Raw genomic sequence first — 2,213 nt, 5'->3', positions numbered from 1 at the left:
CGAACCAGTCGCCGCCGACCTCCCCGGCGGTCGTGGCGGGCTGGTAGCGGTAGGCGATCTCCAGGCCGGGCGTCGGCGTCGGGTGGTGGGGCAGCAGGTGGCGCTGGAGGGTGAGGGCCGCGTGGCGCTGCTTCTGGTACCAGCGGGCGTTGTCGATGCAGACGGCGGCGCGGGCGGCGAGCTCGCCGGCGAGCATGACGTCGTCCTGGTCGAACGGGAGCGGATTGACCGTGCGTTGCAGGCCGAGGGCGCCGATGACCTCGCCGCGGGCGATGAGCGGCACCGCCAGGTACGAGTGGAGGCCGGCCTCGGCGAGGAGGGCGGCGGCCTCGGCGTCGCGCGCGATGCGGGAGAGGTCCTGTGGTCCGACGTGGGCCAGCAGGATGGGGCGGCCGGTGCGCACACACTGGGTGACCAGACGGGTGGCGTCGTAGCGGGCGAGCGAGCCGACCGGGTCGGCGGCGCGCGTCGCGGGGGTGGGGCGGGCGGCCTTGATGGCCAGGGCCCGGAACTGCACGGTCTCGCCGGCGGCGACGCCGGGCGGGTGGTCCCCGACGAGGACCGCGTCGAGGACGTCCACGGTGGCCAGGTCGGCGAGCTGCGGTACGGCGATGTCGCCGAGCTCGCGGGCGGTGACGCCGAGGTCGAGGGTGGTGCCGATGCGGACGGAGGCGTCGGCGATCAGGGCGAGCCGCTGGCGGGCGAGGGCCACGGCGAGGGAGGTCTTGTGCTGCTCGGTGACGTCGACGATGGAGGCGGCGATGCCGATGGGCCGCCCGGCCCAGTCCTCGAGCCGGTAGAAGGAGACGGACCAGGCGTGGTCCTGGTCGGGGTCGGCGGGCGTGCGGCCGGTGGTGAACTGGTTCAGCCGGGGTACGCCGCTGATCAGGACCTCGCGCATGGCCGCCTCGAGCGAGGCGACGTCCAGGTGCGGGAGGGCCTCGTGGACCTGGCGTCCCACGTGCTCGGCGGCCCGGAGGCCGTTGATGCGTTCGAGCGCGGGGTTGACCAGGACGTAGCGCAGGTCGGTGTCCAGGACGGCGAGGCCGATCGGGGACTGGGCGACCAGGCGCATCGACAGCGCCAGGTCGCGTTCGAGGCGCTGCAGGGTGGCCTGGTCGGAGGCGATGCCGAGGGCGTAGAGCCGGCCCTCCTGGTCCTCCAGGCGCATGTTGCGGAACTCCGCCAGACGGGTGCTGCCGTCCTTGTGCAGGACCGGGAAGACCCCGGCCCACGGCCCGCCGCCGGACATCACCTTCCGGAAGAGGGAGAGGACGAGGTCCAGGTGCTGCTCGTCGACGAGCAGGCTGGCCGCGAACCGGCCCAGCGCCTCCCGGGCCGTGTAGCCGAAGAGCTGCTCGGCCTGCGGGCTCCACAGGGCGATCCGCCCCTCCGCGTCGAGGACCACCGCCGCGACGCCGAGGACGTCCAGCAGGCCCGGCCCGGTGGCGGGGCCCTCGGCCTCCGGATCCGTACCGGCCGGGACGTCGTTCGCCGTACTCATGCCGACCGCTCCTTCCCGTCCGCCGCCGAAGGGGCGGTGCGTCGGCCGCTCGCCGCCGCCCGGCCGGCCCGGGCGGCCCGGTCCGCGCGCTCCGGGCGCATCCCATCCTCCCCCCACCGGCGGGGAGCGGCACTGTGGCCGCCCGTCGATTCGGCCGTACGACGGATCATGTACGGCCGGGTGCCGGGCGGGGGATGGGCGGGATCCCGGGGAGCGGTGTATCCAGGGGGCATGGACCACCGGCTGTCGCACCCGAGTCGCCGCCGCGCCGGCGGGCCGCGCTGGGCGCTGCTGTCGGTTCCGTTCGCCCTGATCGCGGCCGTCACCGCGGTGGACCTGGCGGCGCCGCCCGATGTGCACCTGGGTCCGTTCCTGGTGGCGGCTCCTGCCGTGACGGCCTCCTTCGCGGGGCCGCGCATGACCGCTTTCGTCGGCCTGGTGGCCGTGGCGGCGCAGGCGGCGGTCGCCGGTGCGCGCACCACCCTCACGGATCTGAACCACACCTTCCAGATCATCGCCCTGGTGCTGATCTCGATCTTCGTCACCTTCTTCGCACACCTGCGCGAGGTGCACGAGAGGCAGCTGACCCGGCTGCGGTCGGTCGCCGAGGCAGCACAACAGGTGGTCCTGCGGCCCCTGCGCGACCGGATGGGTCCGCTGCGGCTGGCCGCGGTGTACCTGGCCGCCGAGGGCGAGGCGCAGATCGGCG

At 74.8% G+C, this 2,213-nt stretch carries 1 protein-coding gene and 1 pseudogene; one reads left to right on the top strand and one right to left on the bottom strand.

Annotated features, from left to right (window positions below):
• Positions 1-1,504, bottom strand: a 1,504-nt coding sequence (locus ABZ924_RS38440; RefSeq protein WP_361920373.1) for a PAS domain-containing protein, incomplete at its 3' end; no start/stop codon positions are given.
• A 231-nt stretch (positions 1,505-1,735) separates the two neighbouring features.
• Between ABZ924_RS38440 and ABZ924_RS38435 the strand changes: the two are divergent.
• Positions 1,736-2,213 (top strand): annotated as a pseudogene (locus ABZ924_RS38435) (serine/threonine-protein phosphatase); the annotation flags it as partial.

The organism is Streptomyces sp. NPDC046876, assembly GCF_040645035.1.
In the GTDB taxonomy this organism is placed as follows: Bacteria; Actinomycetota; Actinomycetes; order Streptomycetales; family Streptomycetaceae; genus Streptomyces.
Note: the sequence above shows the minus strand (reverse complement) of the source record. Positions and strands in the feature narration are given on the sequence as shown.